The organism is Pseudomonas sp. LBUM1644 (assembly GCF_059716195.1).
The window spans coordinates 851,980-877,668 of the sequence record NZ_CP166812.1; the positions used below are offsets into that span (position 1 = coordinate 851,980).

20 protein-coding genes are annotated in these 25,689 nt (G+C 59.5%); 6 read left to right on the plus strand and 14 right to left on the minus strand.

Annotated features, from left to right (window positions below):
• Positions 1–4: 4 nt before the first annotated feature.
• Positions 5–1,732: a PTS fructose-like transporter subunit IIB gene (locus tag ACA052_RS03870; RefSeq protein ID WP_497648475.1), complete on the plus strand. Its 1,728-nt coding sequence runs from the start codon at positions 5–7 to the stop codon at positions 1,730–1,732.
• A gap of 218 nt (positions 1,733–1,950) precedes the next feature.
• Here the strand turns inward: ACA052_RS03870 and ACA052_RS03875 are convergent, their stop codons facing one another.
• Positions 1,951–2,193: a pyocin S6 family toxin immunity protein gene (locus ACA052_RS03875; protein WP_497648476.1), complete on the minus strand. Its 243-nt coding sequence runs from the start codon at positions 2,191–2,193 to the stop codon at positions 1,951–1,953.
• Positions 2,194–2,365: 172 nt separating this feature from the next.
• On the opposite strand from ACA052_RS03875, the gene ACA052_RS03880 reads away from it, so the two are divergent.
• Positions 2,366–3,907, plus strand: a complete 1,542-nt coding sequence (locus tag ACA052_RS03880) for an alkaline phosphatase D family protein (protein ID WP_497648477.1) — start codon at positions 2,366–2,368, stop codon at positions 3,905–3,907.
• A gap of 120 nt (positions 3,908–4,027) precedes the next feature.
• Here ACA052_RS03880 and ACA052_RS03885 read toward each other — a convergent pair whose 3' ends face one another.
• A complete protein-coding gene (locus ACA052_RS03885; RefSeq protein ID WP_497648478.1) occupies positions 4,028–6,556 on the minus strand; it encodes a PepSY domain-containing protein in 2,529 nt (842 codons plus the stop codon).
• A 266-nt stretch (positions 6,557–6,822) separates the two neighbouring features.
• Positions 6,823–9,153 carry a TonB-dependent receptor gene (locus tag ACA052_RS03890; RefSeq protein WP_497648479.1) on the minus strand — a complete coding sequence of 777 codons (2,331 nt, stop codon included), beginning with the start codon at positions 9,151–9,153 and terminating at the stop codon, positions 6,823–6,825.
• A gap of 208 nt (positions 9,154–9,361) precedes the next feature.
• Here ACA052_RS03890 and ACA052_RS03895 point away from each other — a divergent pair, with 208 nt between their 5' ends.
• Both ACA052_RS03895 and ACA052_RS03900 read left to right on the plus strand, forming a co-directional pair.
• On the plus strand, positions 9,362–10,042 hold the full coding sequence (locus tag ACA052_RS03895) for a Fe2+-dependent dioxygenase (protein ID WP_497648480.1): 681 nt from the start codon (positions 9,362–9,364) through the stop codon (positions 10,040–10,042).
• Complete coding sequence (locus tag ACA052_RS03900) at positions 10,039–10,806, plus strand: tetratricopeptide repeat protein (protein WP_497648481.1); 768 nt, start codon at positions 10,039–10,041, stop codon at positions 10,804–10,806. The genes ACA052_RS03895 and ACA052_RS03900 overlap by 4 nt, the downstream gene beginning before the upstream one ends.
• Positions 10,807–11,042: 236 nt before the next feature.
• Here the strand turns inward: ACA052_RS03900 and ACA052_RS03905 are convergent, their stop codons facing one another.
• The 5 genes from ACA052_RS03905 to ACA052_RS03925 all read right to left on the minus strand — a co-directional run bounded on the left by ACA052_RS03905 (position 11,043) and on the right by ACA052_RS03925 (position 16,150).
• On the minus strand, positions 11,043–12,206 hold the full coding sequence (locus ACA052_RS03905) for a type III PLP-dependent enzyme (protein ID WP_027924486.1): 1,164 nt from the start codon (positions 12,204–12,206) through the stop codon (positions 11,043–11,045).
• Between the two features lie 493 nt (positions 12,207–12,699).
• Entirely contained in the window at positions 12,700–13,857 is a 1,158-nt protein-coding gene (locus ACA052_RS03910) for an osmoprotectant ABC transporter ATP-binding protein OsmV (protein ID WP_497648482.1), read from the minus strand.
• On the minus strand, positions 13,854–14,507 hold the full coding sequence (locus ACA052_RS03915) for an ABC transporter permease (protein ID WP_007942812.1): 654 nt from the start codon (positions 14,505–14,507) through the stop codon (positions 13,854–13,856). Before ACA052_RS03915 ends, ACA052_RS03910 begins: the two co-directional genes overlap by 4 nt.
• Before the next feature lie 12 nt (positions 14,508–14,519).
• The gene (locus tag ACA052_RS03920; protein WP_497648483.1) at positions 14,520–15,413 is read right to left on the minus strand and encodes a glycine betaine ABC transporter substrate-binding protein; all 894 of its coding nucleotides are present in this window, start codon (positions 15,411–15,413) and stop codon (positions 14,520–14,522) included.
• A 20-nt stretch (positions 15,414–15,433) separates the two neighbouring features.
• Positions 15,434–16,150, minus strand: a complete 717-nt coding sequence (locus tag ACA052_RS03925; protein WP_497648484.1) for an ABC transporter permease — start codon at positions 16,148–16,150, stop codon at positions 15,434–15,436.
• Positions 16,151–16,581: 431 nt separating this feature from the next.
• Here ACA052_RS03925 and ACA052_RS03930 point away from each other — a divergent pair, with 431 nt between their 5' ends.
• Positions 16,582–18,165, plus strand: coding sequence for a peptide chain release factor 3 (locus tag ACA052_RS03930; RefSeq protein ID WP_497648485.1), 1,584 nt, complete (start codon positions 16,582–16,584; stop codon positions 18,163–18,165).
• 908 nt (positions 18,166–19,073) lie between these two features.
• Here the strand turns inward: ACA052_RS03930 and ACA052_RS03935 are convergent.
• Positions 19,074–19,439: a nuclear transport factor 2 family protein gene (locus ACA052_RS03935; RefSeq protein ID WP_497648486.1), complete on the minus strand. Its 366-nt coding sequence runs from the start codon at positions 19,437–19,439 to the stop codon at positions 19,074–19,076.
• Positions 19,440–19,684: 245 nt separating this feature from the next.
• Here ACA052_RS03935 and ACA052_RS03940 point away from each other — a divergent pair, with 245 nt between their 5' ends.
• Positions 19,685–19,930: a hypothetical protein gene (locus ACA052_RS03940; RefSeq protein ID WP_497648487.1), complete on the plus strand. Its 246-nt coding sequence runs from the start codon at positions 19,685–19,687 to the stop codon at positions 19,928–19,930.
• Positions 19,931–20,086: 156 nt separating this feature from the next.
• On the opposite strand, the gene ACA052_RS03945 is transcribed toward ACA052_RS03940, so the two are convergent.
• The 5 genes from ACA052_RS03945 to ACA052_RS03965 form a co-directional block, all read right to left on the minus strand.
• Positions 20,087–21,067 carry a peptide ABC transporter ATP-binding protein gene (locus ACA052_RS03945; protein ID WP_497648488.1) on the minus strand — a complete coding sequence of 327 codons (981 nt, stop codon included), beginning with the start codon at positions 21,065–21,067 and terminating at the stop codon, positions 20,087–20,089.
• Positions 21,067–22,035: an ABC transporter ATP-binding protein gene (locus ACA052_RS03950; protein ID WP_497648489.1), complete on the minus strand. Its 969-nt coding sequence runs from the start codon at positions 22,033–22,035 to the stop codon at positions 21,067–21,069. The genes ACA052_RS03945 and ACA052_RS03950 overlap by 1 nt, the downstream gene beginning before the upstream one ends.
• A gap of 10 nt (positions 22,036–22,045) precedes the next feature.
• Positions 22,046–22,957, minus strand: coding sequence for an ABC transporter permease subunit (locus ACA052_RS03955; RefSeq protein ID WP_497648490.1), 912 nt, complete (start codon positions 22,955–22,957; stop codon positions 22,046–22,048).
• A gap of 11 nt (positions 22,958–22,968) precedes the next feature.
• Entirely contained in the window at positions 22,969–23,979 is a 1,011-nt protein-coding gene (locus tag ACA052_RS03960; RefSeq protein ID WP_258697577.1) for an ABC transporter permease subunit, read from the minus strand.
• Between the two features lie 74 nt (positions 23,980–24,053).
• Positions 24,054–25,649, minus strand: coding sequence for an ABC transporter substrate-binding protein (locus ACA052_RS03965; protein WP_497648491.1), 1,596 nt, complete (start codon positions 25,647–25,649; stop codon positions 24,054–24,056).
• Positions 25,650–25,689: the final 40 nt, after the last annotated feature.

Sequence of the window (25,689 nt, forward strand, 5' to 3'; positions counted from 1 at the left end):
TGTCATGAAGTTAGCCATTGTTACGGCTTGCCCGAACGGCATGGTCACCAGTGTGCTGTGCGCGCGGTTGCTCGATGCGGCAGCCCAGCGTCAGGGCTGGAGCACCGGCGTCGAAGTCACCGATGCCGCGCACCCGGAACGTCAATTGTCGGCCGCCACGATCGAAGCCGCCGAATGGGTGTTGCTGGTGGCCAGCGCACCGGTGGATATGTCGCGATTCGTCGGTAAACGGGTGTTTCGGAGTACGCCTGCGCAGGCTCTGCAAGATGTCGAGGCGGTGTTGCGGCGTGGGGCCCAAGAAGCGGAGGTTTACGTCGCCCCCGTAGCGCAAGCCGTGGTTAAAAATGCTCCGCGCCTGGTCGCGATCACTGCGTGCCCGACCGGCGTTGCTCACACCTTCATGGCTGCCGAGGCCTTGCAGCAAGCGGCCAAACGCCTGGGCTACGATCTGCAAGTCGAAACCCAGGGCTCGGTGGGTGCGCGTAATCCGTTGAGTGCAGCGGCGATTGCCGATGCGGACGTGGTCTTGTTGGCCTGCGATATTGAAGTCGCCACCGAGCGTTTCGCCGGCAAGAAAATTTATCGTTGCGGCACCGGGATTGCCCTCAAACAAGCCGAAGCGACGCTGAACAAAGCGCTCGCCGAAGGTCGGCAGGAAAGTGCTTCGCCGGGCGCCAAAGGCCCGGTCAAGCAAGAGAAGACCGGGGTCTATAAACACCTGCTGACTGGCGTGTCGTTCATGCTGCCGATGGTGGTGGCGGGCGGTTTGATGATCGCCTTGTCGTTCGTGTTTGGCATCACGGCGTTCAAGGAACCGGGCACGTTGGCGGCAGCGCTGATGCAGATCGGTGGCGAGACCGCGTTCAAGCTGATGGTGCCGTTGCTGGCGGGCTACATTGCTTATTCGATTGCCGACCGTCCGGGCTTGGCGCCGGGGATGATCGGCGGCCTGCTGGCGAGTACCCTGGGCGCCGGTTTTATCGGCGGGATCATTGCCGGTTTCATCGCCGGGTACGCGGCACAGGCGATCAATCGTTATGCGCGGTTGCCGCAGAGCCTTGAGGCGCTGAAACCGATCCTGATTATCCCGTTGCTGGCGAGCCTGTTCACCGGTCTGGTGATGATCTACGTGGTCGGCAAACCGGTGGCCGGGATGCTCGAAGGGCTCACGCACTTCCTCGACAGCATGGGCACCACCAACGCGATCCTGCTCGGTGTGTTGCTGGGCGGGATGATGTGTGTCGACCTGGGCGGGCCGATCAACAAAGCGGCGTATGCGTTTTCGGTGGGGCTACTGGCGTCGCAGAGTTATGCACCGATGGCAGCGACCATGGCTGCCGGCATGGTGCCGCCGATCGGCTTGGGTATCGCCACGTTTATCGCGCGGCGCAAGTTCGCCCAGACCGAACGCGAAGCCGGTAAAGCAGCGTTGGTGCTGGGGTTGTGTTTCATCTCCGAAGGCGCGATACCGTTTGCGGCGAAGGACCCGTTGCGGGTAATTCCGGCGAGCATTGCCGGTGGCGCGCTGACCGGTGCGCTGTCGATGTATTTCGGCTGCAAATTGATGGCGCCCCACGGAGGGTTGTTTGTGTTGGCAATCCCGAACGCGATCAACCATGCGCTGCTTTATTTGCTGGCGATTGTGGCCGGGAGTTTGTTGACGGCGGTGGTGTATGCGGTGGTCAAAAGGCCTGAGGAAGTCGAGTTGGCAATAGAGCCCGTCAACGCCTGACACTTAACACCCTGTGGGAGCGGGCTTGCTCCGGGCGGCGTTCCGACGAAAGCGGTCGTTCAGCCAACATATTTGTTGAATGTTACTCCGCCTTCGCGAGCAAGCCCGCTCCCACAGGGTTTGGCGTTGGACACAAATCTTGTGTACGACAGTGATCATTGTGGGAGCGGGCTTGCCCGCGAAGACGTCAGTGGCAACACGATGGGGATGCCGAAGGCTCACATGTAGCTGCTGAGATACAGCATTAGCTTCCTGGGTAATTTAATCATTGCGAGACGTTCAATTGCCGTAATCTGCCTGGCAGTTAGAAGCTGGCTCGCCATGGCATCTTCTTCCTTATGCCAAGCCATTATCGGCATCAGGACATCCGTGGTAACGGTCGGGGGTAAATCGATCTCGAATACAGCCAAGTCGGTGGCTTCCTCTCTTCCGTAAACCTGAAACCTCAAATCATATTTCATGGTTTAACCTTCCTGGTTTTGTTGGGGAACCACAAACTACTTGGGTCGTTCAGACGCTAGCGTTAGGACGTTTCCCAAATGCAGCGCTGAAATTTCCTATTCCTTGATAGGGTCAGGTGTCACGCCCGGTTCACACGGGGATGTTTTAGTTTTCCTTTTCAGGGAGAACCCCATGAGCAAATTCGACCTCGGGCGCCGTCGTGTCATGCAAGCCGTCGGCGCCGGGCTGTTGTTGCCCGGGTTGGCTCCGGCGGTGATTGCTTCGGTCAAGGATCGGCCGCAACTCACCGATGGCGTGCAGTCCGGCGACTTGCTGGGCGACCGGGCGATGATCTGGAGCCGTTGCGACCGCCCGGCGCGGATGGTGGTGGAGTGGGACACCCGCAGCCTGTTCAGCAACCCTCGTCGGTTTGTCTCGCCATTGACCGTTTCCAATACTGATTTTACCGCTCGGGTCGAACTCACTGGCCTGCCCGCCGACCAGGCGATTTTCTACCGTGTGCAATTCGAAGACGCCCAGACCGGAGTCGCCAGCGAGCCGTGGTTCGGGCACTTGCGCAGCGTGCCGCAAGCGCGTCGCGACATCCGCTTCGTCTGGAGCGGCGACACCGTCGGCCAGGGCTTCGGGATCAACCCGGACATCGGCGGCATGCGTATCTACGAAGCCATGCGTCTGCGTCTGCCGGACTTCTTTATCCACAGCGGCGACACCATTTACGCCGACGGCCCGGTGCCGGCGCAACTGACCACCGAGAGCGGTCGGGTATGGCGCAACATCACCACCCAAGCCAAGAGCAAAGTCGCCGAAACCCTCGACGAGTTTCGCGGCAATTACCGCTACAACCTGATGGACGACAACATCCGCCGCTTCAACGCCGAAGTGCCGCAGATCTGGCAGTGGGACGACCACGAAGTGGTGAACAACTGGTCACCCGGCAAGCAACTGGATGAGCGCTACAAGAGTAAAGATATCCACAGCCTGGTCGGTCGCGCTCGGCAGGCCTGGCTCGAATATGCGCCGATGCGTTTGCAGAGTGCCGATGGCGGCGGACGGATTTATCGAAAGCTCGGGTATGGCCCGCTGCTCGATGTCTTCGTTCTCGACATGCGCAGTTATCGCGGGGCGAATGATGACAACCTCGGCGCGGCAAAACCCTTTCTCGGACGTGAGCAACTGGACTGGTTGAAGGCCTCGTTGAAAGCCTCGAACGCCCAGTGGAAGGTCATTGCTGCCGACATGCCCATCGGCCTCGGCGTGCCGGACGGCGAGGTCAGCCCTGGCGTCATGCGTTGGGAGGCGGTGGCCAACGGCGACCCCGGACCGGCCCAGGGACGTGAATTGGAAATCGCGGAACTGTTGGGTTACCTGCGAGCGCAGCAGGTGCGCAATTTCGTGTTCCTGACGGCCGATGTGCATTACTGCGCGGCGCATCATTACCAGCCGGACCGTGCGGCATTCCAGGACTTCGAACCGTTCTGGGAATTTGTCGCCGGGCCGTTGAATGCGGGGAGCTTTGGGCCTAATCCATTGGATAAGACGTTTGGGCCTGAGGTGGTGTTCGAGAAGGCACCGCCTGCGCAGAACACCTCGCCGTTTGCTGGGTTTCAGTTTTTTGGCGAGGTGAATATTGACGGGCAGACAGGGGAGATGAGCGTGGTGTTGCGGGATCTGGATGGGGTGAGTGTGTTTGAGCAGAAGCTGCAGCCGGTGTGAAACCACCGATCCCTGTAGGAGCTGCCGCAGGCTGCGATCTTTTGATCTTGTTTTTAAGATCAAGATCAAAAGATCGTCCGAACGCGGCCCGAGCCTGCGGCAGCTCCTACAGGGTCAAGGTCAGTAGACGTCGCGGCGGTAGCGACCGTGCTCGATCAGGCGGTCGACCTCTGCGATGCCGAGTATTTCGTTGAGCGCGTGATCCACCCCTGAAGCCATCCCCTGCAAGCTGCCGCAGATGTAGATAACCGCGCCGTCCGCCAGCCATTTCTTCAACTCATCCGCCGACTCACGCAAGCGATCCTGTACGTAAACCTTCTCGTCCTGATCCCGCGAGAACGCCAGGTCCAGTCGCTCCAGGTCGCCCGACGTCAGCCACTCCTCAAGCTCATCGCGACACAGGTAATCGTGCTCGCGATTGCGCTCGCCAAACAGCAGCCACTGCCGCTGCTGCCCATCGGCGATCCGTGCCTTGAGCAGGCTGCGCAGTCCGGCCAGGCCGGTGCCGTTCCCCAGCAGAATCATCGGCACGGGGTCGGTTGGCAGATGGAAACCGCTGTTGCGCCGTACACGCAGGCTGATGGCGCTTGCGACCGGCGCATGTTCGGTCAGCCAGCCCGAGCCGACACCCAGGCTGCCATCGGCGTGCAATTCCTGGCGTACGATCAGTTCGAGAATACCGTCGGCGGCAATCGAGGCAATGGAGTATTCGCGCATGGCCAAGGGCACCAACGCATCCACCAGCGCCTGGGCGTGCAGGCCGACCAGGTGAGCCCGATTCTCGGGCAATTGGCGGATGGCGAGGGCTTGCTCCAGTGGCTGCGACAGGTCCTCGATAATCACCGTGGCCCGACCGTCGATTCCCAGGCCATCGAGGAAATGCTCGATGGCCCACGGGCAATTGCGCGGCAACACTTCCACCAGATCGCCCGCCAGCCAACTGCTGGTGGTCGGCGCGGTGAGGCCCAACAAATACACCGGCGAACCGCTGCTGTCCGGGTTGAGCAATTGGCGGCGAGTCAGCGTCCAGTTGTCGTAACTGGGCGCTTGCCAGGTGTCCACGGGGGCCTGTCCGGTCAGCAGGCCGAGTTGCTGTTGCCAGTGACGCAAGGCGTAGGGGTCGCCGCTGTCAACCTCTACGGGCGCGAACAAGGTCTTGCCGCCATGCTCGCCCAGCCAGCGGTGCAAGCGACGGGCAAACCCGCAGAAGTGTTGATATTGCCGGTCACCGAGACCGAGCACCGCATAGTTCAGGCTGTCGAAGCTCAAGGCCCGGCCCAGCACTTTGCGTTCGAAGCCACGGGCGCTGTCCGGCGCTTCGCCGTCGCCGAAGGTGCTGACGACGAACAGCGCATGGCTGGAATCCCGCAGATCCTGCTCGCTGACGTTTGCCAGCGGCTGGACCTTGACCGGCAAACCGGCGGCTTGCAATTGCCCGGCGGTCTGCCACGCCAGTTGCTCGGCAAAGCCGCTCTGGCTGGCAAAACCGATGAGCCACGCCGGGGCATCGCTGCCCGGCTGCGAGAGACCTTTGCGTGCCTCCCTGATCTGCTTTTTCTTGCGTCGACGATCCAGGTACAACAACCAGCCGGTGACGAAAAACAGCGGCATCGTCAGTGCGGAGAGGGTCAGGATGATCCGCCCGACAACCCCGAAATAACTGCCCACATGCAGCGCATAGATGCTGGTCAGCAACTGCGCCTTGAAGCTTTTGTCGCTGTATCGATCATGCTGTTTGACGATGCCGGTCACCGGGTCGAGGGTGATCTGGTTCAGCGCCCGGTCGTGCGGTGACGTGTTCAACAGGTAGTACACGGTGGCTGGCTGACCCGCCACGGGCGGCATGCGGATGTTGTAGGCGCTCAGTGCCGGACCGGCAGCGCTGTAGATGCTGCTCCACATCGCCGCGTAATCGGCGGTCGGCGCCGGACCGCTTGGCGCAGGACCGCGACCGCCGCGAACGCGCTCGTTTTGCGGGGCATCGGAAAGTAGGCGGGTCAGGCCTTTGTTGTACCACTCGTAGGACCAGGACAGCCCGGTCAGCGCCGCCAACAGGTAGAACACCAGGCACCAGGTGCCGGCCACCGAATGCAAATCCCAGTTGAAGCTGCGGCCTTTTTTCTTCCAGTCGAGGGTCAGCCACGCGCGCCAACTGTTCCACTGGCGCGGCCAGCGCAGGTACAGGCCGGAGAGGCAGAAGAACAGCAGAATCAGGGTACAGGCACCGGTGATCTGCCGACCGGTATCGCCCATGGCGAGGAAACGGTGCAGTTGCAGCACGAAGCCGAAGAAGTCCTGGCCGGTGGCGTCGCCCATGAACTCGGCGGTGTACGGGTCGAAGTAGCGCATCTGTCCACGGCGCTCGCCCGGCGGCGGGGTGAAGAACACCTTGGCCGCATTTCCACTGTCGGTATCGACGGTCAGCATCGAGACTTTCTTGCCGGAAGCCGCTTCGATACGCTCGACCAGTTCGGCGGGCGGCAGGACACCGGCGACCTGCTTCTCGACCTGCAGCACGGAAGGGTTCAGCACGCTCAGGATTTCATCCTGAAACGACACCGTCGCCCCGGTGATGCCCATCAGGGCCAGGACCAGCCCGGCGCTGATGCCGAAAAACCAGTGCAACTGGAACAGGGTTTTCTTCAACACGTCGCTCGCCTTGTTCGTTCAAAAATTGTCATCACGGCGCGCATTATGCCGTGGGTTGTCGAGAAGCATTCTTTTTTACGCACAAAAGCCCCGTTCAAGAATGAACGGGGCCTTGCCCAACCCTCTGTGACTGCACGGGGCCTTGCCCTACGCCCCTGTGTAGGAGCTGCCGAAGGCTGCGATCTTTTGATCTTTAGCCAATTCGGACTTGCCAAAAATCAAGATCAAAAGATCGCAGCCTGCGGCAGCTCCTACAGGGTTGCGGTTTAGAAGTGGAAGTTGGTGCTCAGCAAAGCGGTACGGCCTGCCGCCTGATTGGCGAAGTGGGTCGAGAAGGCCTTGTCGTAGTAGGTTTCGTCGGTCAGGTTTTGCACGTTCAGTTGCAGATCGACGTTTTTGCTCAACTTGTAGGCGGCCATTGCGTCGTAACGAACGTAGGAATCAACCATGGTGGTGTTGGCAACGCTTCCGAATACGTCGTCGACGTAGAACGCACCGCCACCGATGGTCAGCTTCGGCGTGACTTGATAAGTCGTCCATACGCTGGCGCTGTTTTTCGGGGTGTTAGGCAATTCGTTGCCGTTGTTGAGTTTGTTGGCCGGCAAGTCACCACCATCGACTTGTTCGCTGTCCATGTAGGCGTAGCCGGCGAAGACTTGCCATTTTTCGGTGATCTTGCCGCTGGCCGACAGCTCGAAACCTTGAACGCGCGTTTTACCGGCGTTTTCATACGAGGTGGTGTCGACTTGAACGCGAGCGTTCTCTTTTTCGGTGCGGAAGATGTCGGCGGTCAACGACAGGCGATCGTTCAGCAGGTCCCACTTGGTACCGATTTCATAGTTCTTGGTGGTCTCCGGTTCCATGTCGCTGCTCAGCAGGTTGCCGTTACGATCAGGAGTGCCACCCAGCGGGTTGCCATCCATGCCCTCGCCGAGCGTGGAGCCGGGTGGAGTGGCGGACGTCGCGTAGGACGCATAAATGCTGCCGTTCTCCGCCGGTTTGTAGACGATGCCGAACTGACCGGTGACAAACTCGCTGATGTCGTCGCCTTTGGAGGTGGTGGTGCCGGCGCCGTTGAAGGTTTTGTAGTCGGTGTCGAAGTGGTCGTAACGCAGCCCCATGTTCGCCAGCCACTGGTCATTCAACTCCAGGGTGTCAAACACATACAACGCATAGGTTTTTGCGGTGGTGTCGGTACCGGCGTAGTTACGCGAGATTGCACCGTTCCATGGGTCGTTTGGGTTCGGGTTGGACAACGAAGTACAGTTGTAAGCGCTACGGGCACCGATCAACGCCGGTGTGCAGTTGGTGCTTGAAGCAGGAACGGTCGTCAGCGGCGTCGTGTCGGTGTTGACGTTGTAAGAGGATTTTTGACTCTCTTCGCGGCTCAACTCAATGCCAGTGGCGAAGCTGTTCTTGAACCCTGCGATGTAGACATCACCGAACAGATCGGTCTGGTTAGTCGTGGTTTCGGTGTTGCTGACGCGGGTGTTGGCCCGACGCCAGACGCTGCCATTGTTGACGTTGCCCTTGCTGTCGTCCGGCTGGGTCAGGATGTAGTCCTGCATGCTGGTGCCGTGACGCAGGGTGTTCTTGATGGTCAGCGCGTCGCTCAGGTCGTGCTCGATGGCGAACGTCGCGGTGTCGGTGCGGCCCTTGCGGAAGTCACGGTCATTCAAACCGTAGAAGTTGTTGCTGTCGCCGCCGTCGTTTGGCTTGTCTGGATTGGCCTTGGTACGAGCAGCCGAACCCGTGGCCGGAATGCTGTACGGAATGCCCGAGTCCGGCGTGTCGTTGCTTTCGAGGTGGTAGTAATCGAGGTTGACGCGAGTATCGGTGCCCAGGCCGAAGACCAGGGAGGGGGCAACGCCCCAACGGTCGTAATCGACACTGTCACGGCCGGCGACGTTGCTTTCGTGGCTCATCAGGTTCAGACGCCCGGCAGCCGAGTCGGAGAACTGGTAGTTGCCGTCCAGGGTGTAACGCTGGGTCTGGTCCGAACCCCAGGTGAAACCACCATCCAAGGAGTTACCCAAGTGGGCTTTTTTGCTCACCAGGTTGATGCTGCCACCCGCAGCGCCACGGCCACCAATCGCCGAGTTCGGGCCTTTGCTGACTTCGATCGATTCAACGGCGAAGATCTCGCGGCTCTGCGAACCGGTATCGCGCACGCCGTCCAGATAGGTATCACCCTGGGCATCGAAGCCACGAATGAACGGGCGGTCGCCCTGTGGGTTGCCGCCTTCACCGGCACCGAAGGTGATGCCTGGAACGGTGCGCAAAGCGTCCTGCATGTTCAGGGCGCCGGTGTCCTTGAGGACTTGTTGTGGGATGACGGTGATCGAGCGCGGCGTGTCTACCAGCGGCGCGGTGTACTTGGGCGAGGAGGCTTTTTCGACGTTGTAGGAGGTCTCGTCCTGAGCTTCGCCGGTAACCGCGGTAGCGCCCAGCGTAATCACATTACTCGGCGCTTTTTCGTCGGTCTGCTCAGCCGCGAAAGCCATTTGGCCCGCGGAGCCAGCAGTGATCGCCATGCCAATCGCAGAGGCGAGCAAACGCGGTGAACTGACAGGTAATTGTGGTAGTTGAAGTGACATTTGAATTCCCCTCCCCAAGGATTTGAGGCCGCGGAATATAGGGTAAACAGGTATTTGTATCAATTGCGAAACGTTACTATTTGCACTGAATTTACATTCTTTACAATTTGCCCTTACGGTTTTTGGTGATTCGTACGTCGCGAGGGTTTTACACGGGCAATAAGAATCAATACCATTGGCGCCCCATTGCTTTCAGGTGTCTGCCCCCATGTTGCTGCACATTCCCGGCGTGTTCGCGAAAGAAGAAGTGCAGCGCATTCGCGAGGCTCTGGAACAGGCCGATTGGGCTGACGGCAAGATCACCGCCGGCTATCAGTCGGCCAAAGCCAAGCACAATTTGCAGCTGCCGGAAGGTCATCCGCTGGCCAAGGAGGTCGGCGCGGCGATGCTTGAGCGGCTGTGGAAAAATCCGCTTTTCATGTCAGCGGCGCTGCCGCACAAGGTCTTTCCGCCGCTGCTCAACTGCTACACGGCGGGCGGCAGTTTCGATTTTCATATCGACAACGCCGTGCGTCAGCCCAAGCGCAGCATCGAGCGGGTGCGAACTGATCTGTCGGCCACGTTGTTCTTCAGCGAACCGGAGGACTACGACGGCGGCGAACTGGAAATCCAGGACACCTTCGGCACCCAACGGGTGAAGTTGCCCGCCGGCGACATGGTCCTGTACCCCGGCACCAGTCTGCACAAGGTTAATGCCGTGACGCGCGGCACTCGATACGCCTCGTTCTTCTGGACTCAAAGCCTGGTGCGTGAAGACAGCCAGCGCGCATTGCTGTTCGAGATGGACGGGGCCATTCAGCAATTGACGCAAGATATGCCCGATCATCCATCGCTGGTCCGCCTCACCGGCACCTACCACAACCTGTTGCGCCGTTGGGTCGAGGTATGAGTTTTCAACTACGCCGGGAGGAAATCCTCGACGGTGATCGGCTCAAAGCCATGCTCGATGAAAGTCCCGCCCGAGCAGCCCAGGCGATTCTGATCGCGGCCCGCGAAGGCGTGCTCGATGCCCAGGCTTTGCTCGGACAAATCCTGCTGGACGGCCAGGGCATCGCGCAGGATCAGCCGCTGGCCGTGCGCTGGTTCGAGATCGCCGCCAATGGCGGGCATTTGATGGCGCGCAACATGCTCGGTCGTTGTCATGAACATGGTTGGGGTTGCAGCGCCGATGCCGCGGTTGCCGCCAGCCATTACCGCCAGGCGGCGGAGGCCGGACTGGATTGGGCGATGTACAACTACGCCAATCTGCTGGCGACCGGGCGCGGGGTGATCGGCGATCAGGTGCAAGCACTGGACCGCTATCGCCGCGCTGCAGAGCTCGGCCATGCGAAATCAATGAATTTGCTGGGCCGATATCTGGAAGAAGGACAGTTTTGCCCGGCGGATCGGCACGCTGCGCGCGAGTGGTATCGACGCTCTGCGGTCGGCGGGGATTTTCGTGGGCAGTTCAGCTATGCCGCGGTGCTGGCGGATGAGGGCAATATCGGGGCAGCGCTGGACTGGTTGCGCAAGGCACTGGCGGGCGGGAACCTGAACTTCTTGCGGGTGGCGAGCAAGGCGTTGCTGAACGCGACCGATCCACAAATTCGTGCCCTGGCACCCGCTTACGCCCAACGCACCACCGAACTTGAGCTGCAACTCACCCCCCTGTAGGAGCTGCCGCAGGCTGCGATCTTTCGATCTGGTTTTTTAACGGCAGGATCAAAAGATCGCAGCCTCGTTGCACTCGACAGCTCCTACAGGGGGCGGGGTGTTGTCGGGGCGGATAGATCGTTCCCACCAGAGTATGGGAACGATCAGTACAGCGGGGCGGGGTGTTTTCGGGGTGGATTTCAGATGTAAAAAAGCCCACGACACGTCATGGGCTTTTTGTATTTCGCGTATAGCGCTTACACGTAGAACGATTTCAGCGGCGGGAAGCCATTGAATTCAACGGCGCTGTAGCTGGTGGTGTAGGCACCGGTCGACAACCAGTACAAACGATCACCGATCGCCAGGTTCAGCGGCAAACCGTACTTGTAGTTTTCGTACATGATGTCGGCGCTGTCGCAGGTCGGGCCGGCGATGACCACTTCTTCCATCTCGCCTTTCTTCTCGGTCCAGATCGGGAACTTGATGGCTTCGTCCATGGTTTCGATCAGGCCGGAGAACTTGCCCACATCCGTGTACACCCAGCGCTCTACCGCCGTGCGGGATTTACGCGCGACCAGCACCACTTCGCTGACCAGGATGCCGGCGTTGGCGATCAACGAACGGCCCGGCTCCAGAATGATTTCCGGCAGATCGTCGCCGAAGTCTTCCTTGAGGAAGCGGATGATTTCTTCCGCGTAGGTTTCCAGACTGTTGGTGCGGGTGATGTAGTTGGCCGGGAAGCCGCCGCCCATGTTGATCAGCTTGAGGTGAATGCCGTCTTCTTCTTTCAGGCGCTCGAAGATCACTTTGACCTTGGCGATCGCCGCGTCCCACACGCTGATGTCGCGCTGTTGCGAACCGACGTGGAACGAGATGCCGTAAGGCACCAGGCCCAGGTCACGGGCGAGGATCAGCAGGTCCATGGCCATGTCGGTCTGGCAGCCGAATTTGCGCGACAACGGCCAGTCAGCGGTGGTCGAGCCTTCGGTGAGGATGCGCACATAGACTTTCGAACCCGGTGCCGCCTTGGCGATGTTGCGCAGGTCGGCTTCGGAGTCGGTGGCATACAGACGCACGCCCTTCTCGTAGAAGTAGCGAATGTCCTTGGATTTCTTGATGGTGTTGCCGTAGCTGATGCGATCCGGGCCGACACCCTGGTTCATCACTTTGTCGAGCTCGTAGATCGAGGCGATGTCGAAGTTCGAGCCTTTCTCTTTGAGCAGGTCGATGATTTCGACGGCCGGGTTGGCCTTGACCGCGTAGTAGACCTTGGCGAATTCGAAACCGGCGCGCAGGTCGTCATAGGCCTGGCTGATCATCGCGGTGTCGATCACCACGAACGGGGTTTCTTGTTTGTCGGCGAACGCCTTCATTTTGTTGAAGGTATCGCGCGCGAAATAGTCTTCGACGTTGATCGACATGCTGGGAACTCCTACTGGCAAACTGAAATTAACAATGGGTGCAAATGAACGTCCTCCGTATCCCCACTTTGGTTCGCCTACTTCCCAAGGCATGTCGCCGAAAGCAAAAAGGCCATGGGAAGCGGTGCTTTCCCTTGGCCTTGCTGTCTCGTCGTCAGTACTTGAGCCGGATGGATCGTTTCCAGCATGGACGTTCGGCGCGAACTTTAGGGCGTGAGGGGCTTGAGATCAACAAAAAATGTCGCGTTTTTGCACGCTTCCGTCGTGCGGTCCCGGACAGCTACTGATGTAACCGACCTGCATGACAGTGTGATGTTCCCCGAATGGGGTATGCACCGTGTCCATTGTGGCGAGGGGATTTATCCCCGTTGGGCTGCGGAGCAGCCCAAAAACTACCGAATGCGGCGTATCAGGTACATCGTAGTCGCAGTTTTTGGGGCTGCTGCGCAGCCCAACGGGGATAAATCCCCTCGCCACAGGTTTCAGTCAAGCTTCAGGCCAACGCAACTTCGGCAGGGGAGACGATGCTGGTCTTGCCACCCCGGGACTTACCGGAGCTCAGGTATTCAGCAATCGATTCCTGCGTCACTTCCCCGAGGAACACCCGTTCGGCATCCATTACCGGCAACCACGAGCGATTGAACTCGTACATCCGCGACAGCAGGATGCGCAAATGCTCGTCGTACGCCGCCGTGGCGTTGAACTCGCGCAGGTATTGCGCGCACGTCCCGGTCTGACGGTGCAGGTCGCGACGGCGTACATAACCCAGCGCCTTGTTCTCACTGTCTGTGACCACCACATAACGACGGTCCAGTTCATCCATCAATTCCAGGGCTTCGGCCACCGGGGTATCCGGGCTCACCGACGGCGCGTTGTCTGCCGCATCCTCGGCTTTCACCAGCAACAGACGCTTGAGCGTGCTGTCCTGGCCGACGAAGTTGCTGACAAAGTCATCCGCCGGGTGCGCCAGCAACGTGTCCGGGTGATCGATCTGCAACAGCTTGCCGGCACGGAAGATCGCAATCTTGTCGCCCAGTTTGATCGCTTCGTCGATATCGTGGCTGACCATGATCACGGTCTTGTTCAGCGCCCGTTGCATCTCGAAGAACTCGTTCTGGATCATCTCGCGGTTGATCGGGTCGACCGCGCCGAACGGTTCGTCCATCAACAGCAACGGCGCATCCGCCGCCAGTGCGCGAATCACGCCGATCCGTTGCTGCTGTCCACCGGACAATTCACGCGGGTAGCGATTCAGGTACTGCTTGGGTTCGAGCTTGATCATGCTCATCAACTCGCGGGCGCGGTCGTGGCATTTCTGTTTGTCCCAGCCCAGCAGGCGCGGAACGATGGTGATGTTTTCTTCGATGGTCATGTTCGGGAACAGACCGATCTGCTGGATCACATAACCGATGTTACGACGCAGGGTCACGGCGTCGAGGTCAGTGGTGTCTTCGCCGTTGATCAGGATCTTGCCCGAGGTCGGTTTGATCAGGCGGTTGATCATCTTCAACGTGGTGCTTTTGCCGCAGCCCGATGGCCCGAGGAACACACAGATCTCGCCTTCATTGACGGTCAGGCTTACCGAGTCCACGGCTTTCACATCTTTGCCGTTGCTTTGGAAGGTCTTGCTGAGGTTTTGAAGTTCGATCATTTCAGGAGTCCTTTGGGAGTCAGCGTGCGTTGCAGCCATTGCAGAAGCAGGTCGGCGAAGATGGCCAGGAGACTGACCAGCACGGCGCCGACGATCAGCATCGACATGTCGCTGCGGCTGATGGAAGCGAGAATGAGTACACCGAGGCCACCGGCACCGATGGTCGCGGCGATGGTCATGACACCAATGTTCATGACCACGGCGGTGCGCACGCCGGCGAGGATCACCGGCACCGCGATCGGCAGTTCGACCATGCGCAAACGCTGGCCGAAGGTCATGCCGATGCCGCGGGCGGCTTCGCGAATGCCAGGTTCAACGCCGGTCAGGGCGAGGTAGGTGTTACGCATGATCGGTAGCAGCGAGTACAGAAACACCGCGGTGATCGCCGGCATCGGACCGAGGCCCTGGCCGAATTTTGAATAGAACGGCAGCAGCAGGCCGAACAGCGCAATCGACGGCACGGTCAGCAGCACCGTGGCGCTGGCCTGCAAGGGACCTGCGAGCGTCGGGAAACGCGTCATCAGGATGCCCAGCGGCACGCCAACCAGAATCGCCAGGGTCACAGCGATGCCAACCAACGTGATGTGCTGCCAGGTCAGGTGCAGTACCAGCGGCCAGTCGAGATGGGAAAAGGCGTTCAGGAATTCCATATCTTCTCCTCCTCAGTTGATGGGGTGCTGGCGCAGGAAATCGGCGGCAACGGATGATGGGCTTTCGTGATCGACATCGACCCGCGCGTTGAGCTGGCGCATGGTGGCGTCGTCGAACAGTTCGGCCAGTGGCTTGAGTTCTTCGGCGAGTTTCGGATGGGCGTCGAGGTAGACCTGACGCACCACCGGCGCGGCGGTGTAGTCCGGGAAGTAATGCTTGTCGTCTTCGAGCAGTTTGAGTTTGAAAGCATTCAATCGGCCGTCGGTGGTGTAGACCAGACCGGCAAACACCTGGCCATTGCGCAGGGCGGTATAGACCAGTCCGGCGTCCATCTGGCGGATGTTTTTGCGGGTCAGGTTCATGCCGTAGAGGTCGACCATGCCGTCCAGACCGTCGGAACGATTGGCGAACTCGGTGTCCAGCGCGACGAGGTGATTCTGCTTCTGCTCAGCCTGCATCACCGTGTTCAGCTCGCTGATGGTGTTGATCTGCGGGTAAGCCTTTGCGGTGTTTTCCGGCAGTGCCAGCGCATAGGTGTTGCTGAATTTCGACGGTGTGAGCCAGATCAGGCCTTTTTTCGCGTCAAGTTCCTTGACCTTGGCGTAGGACTTCGCACTGTCGAGTTTTTCGGTGATGTGGTTGTAAGCCACCAGTGACACGCCGGTGTATTCCCACATCAGGTCGAGCTGGCCACTTTCGTGGGCGCTGCGGGCCAGGTTACTGCCCAGACCGCCGGTCACCTGAGTGTCGTAACCCTTGGTGCGCAGGTATTGGGAGGTGATTTCCGCCAGCAGGGTCTGTTCGGTGAACACCCGGGCGCCGATGCGGATCACCGGTTTTTCAGCGGCTTGGGCCAATCCTGCGAACAGCAGGACGCAGCCCATTATAAAGGTCAGTCTTTTCATAAAAATTCCTTTGCCGAGGCTTAAGACGGGCGCAAGCCGCGTTCGAGCCAGAGGCGGCTGGCGAGTGTCACCAGACCGTCGAGCAGCATGGCCAGCAGGGCGGTGCAGGCCGCGCCAAGTAGCAGTTGCGGCTGATTGTTCAGGGCGATGCCAGGGAAAATCAGGCTGCCCAGGCTGTTGGCGCCGATCAGGAACGCCAGCGGAGCGGTCCCGACGTTGATCGCCAGGGCCACGCGCACGCCACCGATGATGATCGGCACCGCGTTCGGCAGTTCGACCCGCCACAGCACTTGCGTCGGCGTCATGCCGATGCCGACGGCCGCTTCCTTGAGCGAACCCTGAACGTTTTTCAGGCCTTCATAAGTGTTGCGCACGATCGGCAACAGCGAGGCGAGGAACAGGGCGAAGATCGCGGGGCCGCTGCCGATGCCGAGGATGCCCAGGGCGATGGCCAGTACGGCAAGGGGCGGCACGGTGTTGCCGATGTTAAAGATCTGCATGAAGCGTTCAGCGCGGCCCACCATGGTCGGACGGCTGAGGAAGATGCCGGCGGGAATGCCCACAATGAGGGCGGCCAGCATGGAAACGAGGACGAGAATCAGATGAGCTTGCAGGTAAAACAACAAATCGTCGCGGTAATGTTCGATCGTGTTAATGCCAATCCAGTGGACCAGCAGGGCCAGGAGAGCGACGACAACCGCACCTCCTATCAGCCCTTTGCCATAGCGAATAGCCACAGGCAGACTCCTTTTTTCTTTGTCGGCGAACGCAGTCCCGTGTGGCAATGCCATTCCTGGCTGCCGGGATCATCGTTCGCGAGAAGCAGCTCTATCGATGCCGGTAAAACCGCATGAAATCGAGCCATAAGCGCAGCCTCGCCAGGCGAATTTGCTGATTTATCAGCCCCTGACGAATAGCCGTAACAGGGGAGTGGACGCCCCTACCTTTCAAAAGGTTCCATAATTAACACTGTAGGAGCTGCCGAAGGCTGCGATCTTTTGATCTTGATTTTTTCAAGACCGCTGAAGATCAAGATCAAAAGATCGCAGCCTGCGGCAGCTCCTACAGGGGGTACGATGTTCAAGAGGCCCTACGGACGGTGGTCCATGGAGGTCGTTTTGGGCTATACTCGCCGCCCTTTTTTGAATCACCTGCCAGGCGATTTCCCATGACCAAACAGGCCGCCGAAGTCGCGAAACGCCGCACTTTCGCCATTATTTCCCACCCCGATGCCGGTAAAACCACCATCACCGAGAAGCTCTTGCTGATGGGCAAGGCGATTGCGATTGCTGGCACGGTGAAGTCGCGTAAGTCCGACCGCCATGCCACCTCCGACTGGATGGAAATGGAAAAGCAGCGTGGTATCTCTATTACCACGTCGGTCATGCAGTTTCCGTATCGCGATCACATGATCAACCTGCTCGACACCCCGGGCCACGAAGACTTCTCCGAAGATACCTACCGCACCTTGACGGCAGTGGACTCGGCATTGATGGTCCTCGACGGCGGTAAGGGTGTTGAGCCTCGGACCATCGCGCTGATGGACGTCTGCCGTCTGCGGGACACGCCGATTGTCAGCTTCATCAACAAACTCGACCGTGACATCCGCGACCCGATCGAGCTGCTCGACGAAATCGAAGCGGTCCTGAAAATCAAGGCGGCGCCGATCACCTGGCCGATCGGTTGCTACCGCGATTTCAAGGGCGTTTATCACCTCGCCGACGACTACATCATCGTCTACACCGCCGGTCACGGCCACGAGCGTACCGATGTGAAAATCATCGAGAAGCTTGACTCCGATGAAGCCCGCGCGCACCTCGGTGATGAATACGATCGCTTCGTCGATCAGCTGGAACTGGTGCAGGGCGCCTGCCACGAGTTCAACCAGCAGGAATTCCTCGACGGCCAACTGACGCCGGTGTTCTTCGGTACTGCATTGGGCAACTTCGGTGTCGATCACGTGCTTGACGCCGTGGTCAACTGGGCACCGAAACCGCTGGCCCGTGTCGCCAACGAGCGCACCGTGGAACCCATTGAAGAGAAATTCGCCGGCTTTGTGTTCAAGATCCAGGCGAACATGGACCCCAAACACCGCGACCGCATCGCCTTCATGCGTATCTGCTCCGGCAAATACGAGAAAGGCATGAAAATGCGCCATGTGCGTACCGGCAAGGACGTGCGGATCGGCGACGCGCTGACGTTCTTCTCCTCCGAGCGTGAGCAACTGGAAGAAGCGTTTGCCGGCGACATCATCGGCCTGCACAACCACGGCACCATCCAGATCGGCGACACCTTCACCGAAGGCGAAGTCCTGGGCTTCACCGGCATCCCGCACTTCGCCCCGGAACTGTTCCGTCGCGTGCGTCTGCGTGATCCGCTGAAATCCAAGCAACTGCGCCAAGGCTTGCAGCAACTGGCGGAAGAGGGCGCGACCCAGGTGTTCTTCCCCGAGCGCAGCAACGACATCATCCTCGGTGCCGTCGGTGTACTTCAGTTCGATGTGGTCGCCAGCCGCTTGAAAGAGGAATACAAGGTCGAGTGCTCCTACGAGCCGATCACCGTGTATTCCGCGCGCTGGATCGATTGCAGCGATAAGAAAAAGCTTGAAGAGTTCAGCGTCAAGGCCGTGGAAAACCTCGCAGTGGACGGCGGCGGTCACCTGACCTACCTGGCCCCGACGCGGGTCAACCTGGCGCTGATGGAAGAGCGCTGGCCGGACGTGAAATTCCGCGCGACGCGTGAGCATCATTAAGCGCTGATTGGCTTCACCCAAAACCCCGTTGCGAAAGCTGCGGGGTTTTTTTCACGCTGATGTTTTGCATGCTGCTTTCTCTGGTGCACGTTTGAATGGGGGGGTTATCCGTTTTTTTTTGCTGTGGCTTCTGGCGGTTTCGCTCTTACAGCGAGTCACTTGGAAGAGCGCCAAGTAACCAAACGCTCTTGCCCCTTTCGTTCGGTGCCTCGCTGTGGCTCGGCATGCCCTCGCTCCGGTCCTGCTCCATGGGCCCGCCGCCATCGGCCATCGGCCATCCATGGCCGGGGGCGGCTAACCCGGCATCCATGCCGGGTTGCCCACTGCGCAGAACCTGCACTCGGCCTCACGAGGGGGCGGTGCGTCAAGATCAAAAGCTACAGGCGGGCTAACGCTCGGCCTTGAATGGTGAAGATCAAAAGCGGTACGCCGATGATCGTTACCACGCTCTGGCCTGCACCTCAAAAGTTGGACACAACCGATAGGGTGTTTCATGGGAACGATCACATCAAAAGATCGCAGCCTTCGGCAGCTCCTACAGGGATCGCATTCCTCTGTAGGAGCTGCCGAAGGCTGCGATCTTTTGATCTTGCCGTTGTTTTGCTTCGGCTTCAGATCTGCCTGCCCCCTTTCCCAGAGGCCAAACGCAGGCGTTGCGCAGGGGGCACCGCGGCAAGGAGGGCGGCGGACCCCGGAGCAATGCCGGAGTGAGGGCATGCCGAGCCTAGGCGAGGCACCGAATGGAGGGGCAAAGCCGTTTGGTTCCTTTTTGGCGTTTGAAAAAGGGACTCGCTGTAAGAGCGAAACCGCCAGCGGCCGCTACCGAAGAAATGGATATACACCCTAACCAACCGAGTGTTCGTCAGCCCAAGTGTGGCACACAGCTTGCCCGCGAAAGCGTCTTGCAATCACCGCGAAGGGATGAATGTTCCCTGGTGGAAAACCAGCTGCCACTGCTCGCCCTGCTTACGCCAGATTGAGCTACGCAGACTGTCGGCATGGGAATGCTGGTTAATGGCGACGGTGTGACAATGATAAGTCACTAGCGCGTTGTGTTCTGACAACTGTCTGATTGTGAATTCGCTGACGATGCGTTCAGTGAAAGGCTGACAAGGTAACTGCTCGATAAGGTCGGTTTTGGTCCAGGTGCCGCCGCTAGCGCCAAACTCGATGAAGTCGTCGGCGAGCAGGCGCGAGATTTCTTCGGCATCGCGCCGAGTATCTTGGGACAAGAGGCGTTGTTCCAAATGCAGCAGTGTTTTAGACAGATCCATGTCAGTAGCCTTAGTCGATATGTTCGGCGGACACATTAGCAAAGCAGGATCAAAAGATCGCAGCCTGCGGCAGCTCCTACACTGCGAACTTTTCGGCATAACGGTTATTGCAAACCAATCTCCCCATTAAGGGCATTCCGTCCATTCGATAGCGTCCTATCTGGAGAACCGCGCTGATGGGAACTAGATTTAACTCAGCGCCACGCAGGCCCCCTTGCTTGACCTGACAAAGGATGGAATTGGCTATGAGCATTTTTCAACGCATTGTGTTGTTGCTGAAGGTTTTGGTGATGTTGTCCGTCGGCATGTCGGCGGCGTGGGCGGATTGCCCGGAACAGGGTGAGCACGCGTCTAGCGGGCAAGTGACTCACACGGCCTTGATGATTGCAAAATCTGAATCCGAAGCCGGGGACAAAGGGCAGGGCGGTAGCGAGGATGATGACGATTCGACCACCGACGAGCCTGACAGCGACGATGATGAAGGGGCTTAAACGATAGGCAAAACAAAACCCCTGCTGCCGGACTGATGCGCAGTCCGGAAAGAGGGGTCATTGAACTCCTGTGGGAGCGAGCCTGCTCGCGATGGCGGTGACTGATACAACGCTATCGCGAGCAGGCTCGCTCCCACAGTTTTTTTCAGCTCATTGTTATGCCGCGCCGTCGAGGAACTGCTCGGCGTAGTGGCAAGCCACTTGGCGGCTGTCGAGCAGGCGCAGGGCCGGCTCTTCAGTGCTGCAGCGCTCTGTCGCGTACGGGCAGCGCTTGTGGAAAGCGCAACCCGACGGCGGGTTCAACGGGTTGGGCAACTCGCCGACGATCTTGATTTTCGGCTTGTTCGGGTCCGGGTGAATGGTCGGCGTGGCCGACAGCAACGCCTGGGTGTACGGGTGTAACGGGCGTTCGTAGATGTCGTTCTTCGGGCCCATTTCCACCGGGCGGCCGAGGTACATCACCATCACGTCGTCGGCAACGTGTTGCACCACCGCCAGGTTGTGCGAGATGAACACGTAGGCGGTGTTGAACTCCTGCTGCAAATCCATGAACAGGTTCAGCACCTGCGCCTGGATCGACACGTCCAGCGCCGAGGTCGGTTCGTCCGCGACCAGCACTTTGGGTTGCAGCATCATCGCCCTGGCGAGGGCGATCCGCTGGCGTTGACCGCCGGAGAACATGTGCGGATAACGCTGATAATGCTCAGGGCGCAAACCGACCTGTTTCATCATCGCCTGCACTTTCTCGCGACGTTCCGAGGCGCTCAGGTTGGTGTTGATCAGCAGCGGTTCTGCCAACTGATCACCGACTTTCTGCCGTGGATTCAGCGAGGCGTATGGGCTTTGAAACACCATTTGCACGTCTTTGCGCAGTTGCTTGCGCTCGGATTTGTTGGCACCGGCGACTTCCTGTCCGGCGATTTTCAAGGAGCCGGAAGACGGCTCTTCAATCAGCGTCAGGGCACGGGCCAGGGTGGATTTGCCGCAGCCCGATTCGCCGACCACGGCGAGCGTCTTGCCTGCTTCCAGTTCGAACGACACACCGTTAAGGGCGCGCACGGTCGCATGGCCCTTGAACAGACCACGGGACACTTCGTAGTGACGGGTCAGGTCGCGGGCGGTAAGTACGACGGCCATTACGCCACCTCCTGATTCAGCGGGTAGAAGCAGCGGGCGAGGCTGTTGCTTTTCGGGTCAAGGGTTGGACGCTGCGCACGGCAGCTGTCCTGCACATATGGGCAGCGCGGCGACAGCAGGCAGCCTTGCGGGCGGTCATAACGACCGGGAACGATGCCCGGCAGTGTCGACAGGCGAGTGGCGCCCAGGCTGTGTTCCGGAATCGCCTTGAGCAGCGCTTCGCTGTACGGGTGCGCCGGAATGTCGAACAGCTGTGGCACTTGACCGACTTCGACCGCTTGACCTGCGTACATCACGCACACGCGCTGGGCGGTTTCGGCCACGACCGCGAGGTCGTGAGTGATCAGCACCAGGCCCATGTTCTGCTCTTTCTGCAACGCCAGGAGCAGGTCCATGATCTGCGCCTGAATCGTCACGTCCAGTGCGGTGGTCGGTTCGTCGGCGATCAGCAGTTTCGGCTCGCCGGCAATCGCCATGGCAATCGCAACGCGCTGGCTCATACCGCCAGACAGTTGGTGCGGGTAGGCGTCCATACGACTGGCGGCGCCCGGGATTTCAACTTTTTCCAGCAGCTCGATGGCGCGCTTGCGTGCTTGCTTGCCGGACATTTTCAGGTGCAGGCGCAGCACTTCTTCGATCTGGAAACCCACGGTGTAGCTCGGGTTCAGCGCCGTCATCGGGTCCTGGAAGACCATGGCCAGGTCTTTGCCGACGATTTGTCGACGCTGACGGTTGCTGAGCTTGAGCATGTTCTTGCCGTCGAAGTTCAGCGCGTCGGCGGTGACGATCCCCGGGTGTTCGATCAGGCCCATCAGCGCCATCATGGTCACGGACTTGCCGGAACCCGACTCGCCAACAATCGCCAGGACTTCGCCCTTGTCCACGGCAATGTCGAGCCCGTCGACCACCGGAACGGCGTTCTTGTCGCCGAAGCGAACGTTGAGATTCTTGATTTCTAACAGTGACATTTGAATCTCCTCAGGCGGCGTTCTTGAGTTTCGGGTCCAGCGCATCGCGCAGACCGTCGCCCATCAAGTTGATTGCCAGCACGCTGAGCAAAATGGTCAAACCAGGCAGACTGACGACCCACCAGGCGCGTTCGATGTAGTCGCGAGCCGAAGCCAGCATCGTGCCCCACTCAGGGGTTGGCGGTTGTACGCCGAGGCCGAGGAAGCCCAGGGCCGCAGCATCGAGAATCGCCGAGGAGAAGCTCAAAGTCGCTTGAACGATCAGCGGTGCCATGCAGTTAGGCAGCACGGTGATGAACATCAGGCGCGGCAGCGTGGCGCCGGCCAGGCGCGCAGCGGTCACGTAGTCGCGGTTCAGTTCGCCCATCACCGCGGCGCGGGTCAGACGAACATAGGACGGCAGGGACACCACGGCGATAGCGATCACGGTGTTGATCAGGCCAGGGCCGAGGATGGCGACAATCGCCACGGCCAGCAGCAGGGACGGCAGGGCCAGCATGATGTCCATCAGACGCATGATGGTCGGGCCGAGGATGCGCGGGAAGAAGCCGGCCAGCAGGCCCATGATGATCCCGGGAATCAACGACATGACCACCGAGGACAGGCCGATCAGCAGCGACAGCCGCGAACCCTGGATCAGGCGTGACAGCAAGTCGCGACCCAGTTCATCGGTCCCCAGGAAAAAGCGCCATTGGCCGCCATCGAGCCAGACCGGAGGTGTCAGCAGGAAATCGCGGTACTGCTCGCTCGGGTTATGCGGTGCCACCCAAGGGGCGAACAGTGCACAAAACACGATCAGGCTGAAGAACATCAGGCCGGCGACCGCACCTTTGTTCTTGGCAAACGCGTGCCAGAACTCTTTGTACGGTGACGGATACAGCAGGCTTTGATCGACTGCTACTGAGGAGGTTGGAGTGCTCATTAGTGTTGATCTCAGCGCTGGTGACGAATGCGTGGGTTGGCAAAGCCGTAGAGGATATCCACGACGAAGTTAACCAGAATCACGATGCAGGCAATTAGCAGGATGCCGTTTTGCACCACGGGATAATCCCGGGCGCCAATGGCTTCGATCAGCCATTTGCCAATGCCTGGCCAGGAGAAGATGGTTTCGGTCAGGACCGCACCGGCCAGCAACGTGCCGACTTGCAAGCCGACCACTGTCAGAACCGGAATCAGCGCGTTGCGCAGGCCGTGGACGAATACCACGCGTGCCGGCGACAGGCCTTTGGCACGGGCGGTACGGATGTAGTCTTCACGCAGCACTTCGAGCATGGAGGAGCGGGTCATCCGCGCAATCACTGCCAGCGGGATGGTGCCCAGCACGATGGCCGGCAGGATCAAGTGATGCAGGTAGTCGAGCAGCGCGCCCGGTTCATCGCTGAGCCAGGTGTCGATCAGCATGAAGTGGGTCTTGCGCTCCACGTCGATCAGCAGGTCGTTCTGCCCGGAAACCGGCGTCCAGCCCAGGCTGACCGAGAAAAACATAATCAGAATCAGGCCCCACCAGAAGATCGGCATCGAGTATCCCGTGAGGGAGATGCCCATGACCCCATGGTCGAACAGGGACCCTCGCTTCAAGGCGGCGATGACGCCGGCGAGCAATCCGAGAACTCCAGCGAATAACAGGGCCGCCATCGACAGCTCGAAGGTGGCGGGGAACAGCACCTTGAATTCGCTCCATACGCTTTCACGGGTCCGCAGCGATTCTCCGAGATCGCCGTGGGCCAGTTTGCCGATGTAGTCCAGGTATTGGGCATACAGCGGTTTGTTAAGACCAAGGCGTTCCATTGCCTGAGCATGCATTTCGGGGTCGACTCGACGTTCGCCCATCATTACTTCCACGGGGTCGCCAGGAATCATGCGAATCAACGCGAAAGTCAGCAAGGTGATGCCGAAGAACGTGGGGATCAATAACCCCAATCGGCGGGCAATAAAACTAAACATCTTGTGGTGTACCTCATCAGCCGGTTAGGCGTGCCTGGTGTCCCTGGAGTCAGGGACACCGGGAGTTTTCTTATCTACTTCACCTGGGTGGTGGCGAAGTTATTTGTGGTGAGCGGGCTAATGTTATAGCCCTCTACGTTTTTGCGCATTGCGGTGAACATACGGGTGTGTGCCAAGCTGATCCATGGCTGGTCTTGATTGAAGATCTCCTGGGCTTGCTCATACAACGCTGCGCGTTCCGCCGGGTTAACTTTAGCCCGAGCTTGATCGATCAGCGCCTGGAACTTGTCATTGCACCAGCGCGCATAGTTTTCGCCGTTTTTGGCCGCCTCGCAACTGAGCATAGGCGTCAGGAAGTTATCCGGGTCGCCGTTATCGCCCGCCCATCCGGCGGCGACCATGTCGTGCTCGCCGTTTTTCGCGCGTTTGAGCATTTCGCCCCATTCCATGACGCGGATGTCGAGCTTGATGCCGACCTTGGCCAGGTCAGCCTGCATCATCTGCGCGGCGAGCATCGGGTTCGGGTTGGTCGCACCGCCACCGTTGCGGGTGAACAGGGTTAACACGGTGCCTTCCGGCACGCCGGCTTCCTTGAGCAGGGCGCGAGCCTTGTCCAGGTCGTGGGGCGGGTTGGTCAGTTTATGGTTGTAGCCCAGCAAGGTGTCAGGGTACGGGTTTACGGCGACGGTGGCGTTACCTTTGCCAAACAGCGCGTTGACCGCCGCTTCTTTGTCGAAGGCGATGTCGATGGCTTTGCGCACCCGCACATCGCTCATGTACTTGTGCGAGGTGTTCATGGCGATGTACGAAACGGTCATCGCGTTCAACTCATCAACCTTCAGGTTGGTGTCTTTCTTGATGCTCGGGATGTCATCCGGCTTAGGATAGAGCGCGACCTGGCACTCGTTGGCCTTCAGCTTTTGCAGGCGCACGTTGTTGTCGGTAGCGATGGCCAGGATCAGCGCGTCAGCCGGCGGCTTGCCACGGAAGTAATCCGGGTTGGCCTTGAAACGCACTTGTGCGTCCTTGCTGTAGCGCTGGAACACGAACGGGCCGGTGCCGATTGGCTGATTGTTCAGTTCGCCGGTCTTGTTGGCCTTGAGCAACTGGTCGGCGTACTCGGCGGAGTAGATCGAGGCGAACGCCATCGCAATGTCGGCCAGGAACGGCGCTTCGCGGCGGGTCAGCGTGAACTTGACGGTGTTGTCGTCAACTTTCTCGACGTTTTTCAGCAGTTCCTTGAAGCCCATGCTTTCAAAGTACGGGAAGCCCACGCTCGATTGTTTGTGCCACGGGTGATTCGGGTCCAGCTGACGCTGGAAGCTCCAGAGTACGTCGTCGGCATTCATGTCGCGGGTCGGCTTGAAGTATTCGGTGGTGTGGAACTTGACGCCTTTACGCAGGTGGAACGTGTAGCTCAGGCCGTCTTCGCTGATGTCCCAGGACTCGGCCAGCGCCGGAATCACTTCAGTGGTGCCGGGCTTGAAGTCCGCCAGGCGGTTGAAGATGGTTTCCGCCGCGGCATCGGCTGTGACTGCAGTCGTGTACAGGGCTGTGTCGAAGCCTTCCGGACTGTTTTCGGTACACACCACCAGCGGTTTGGCAGCGACGCCAACAGCGACACTCAGCAACGCAGCCGCGATGGCCGCACGTAGGGGAAGCATTTTCATCAAGAACCCTCTGCAATCAGTTGAGCGAAAAAGACGAACG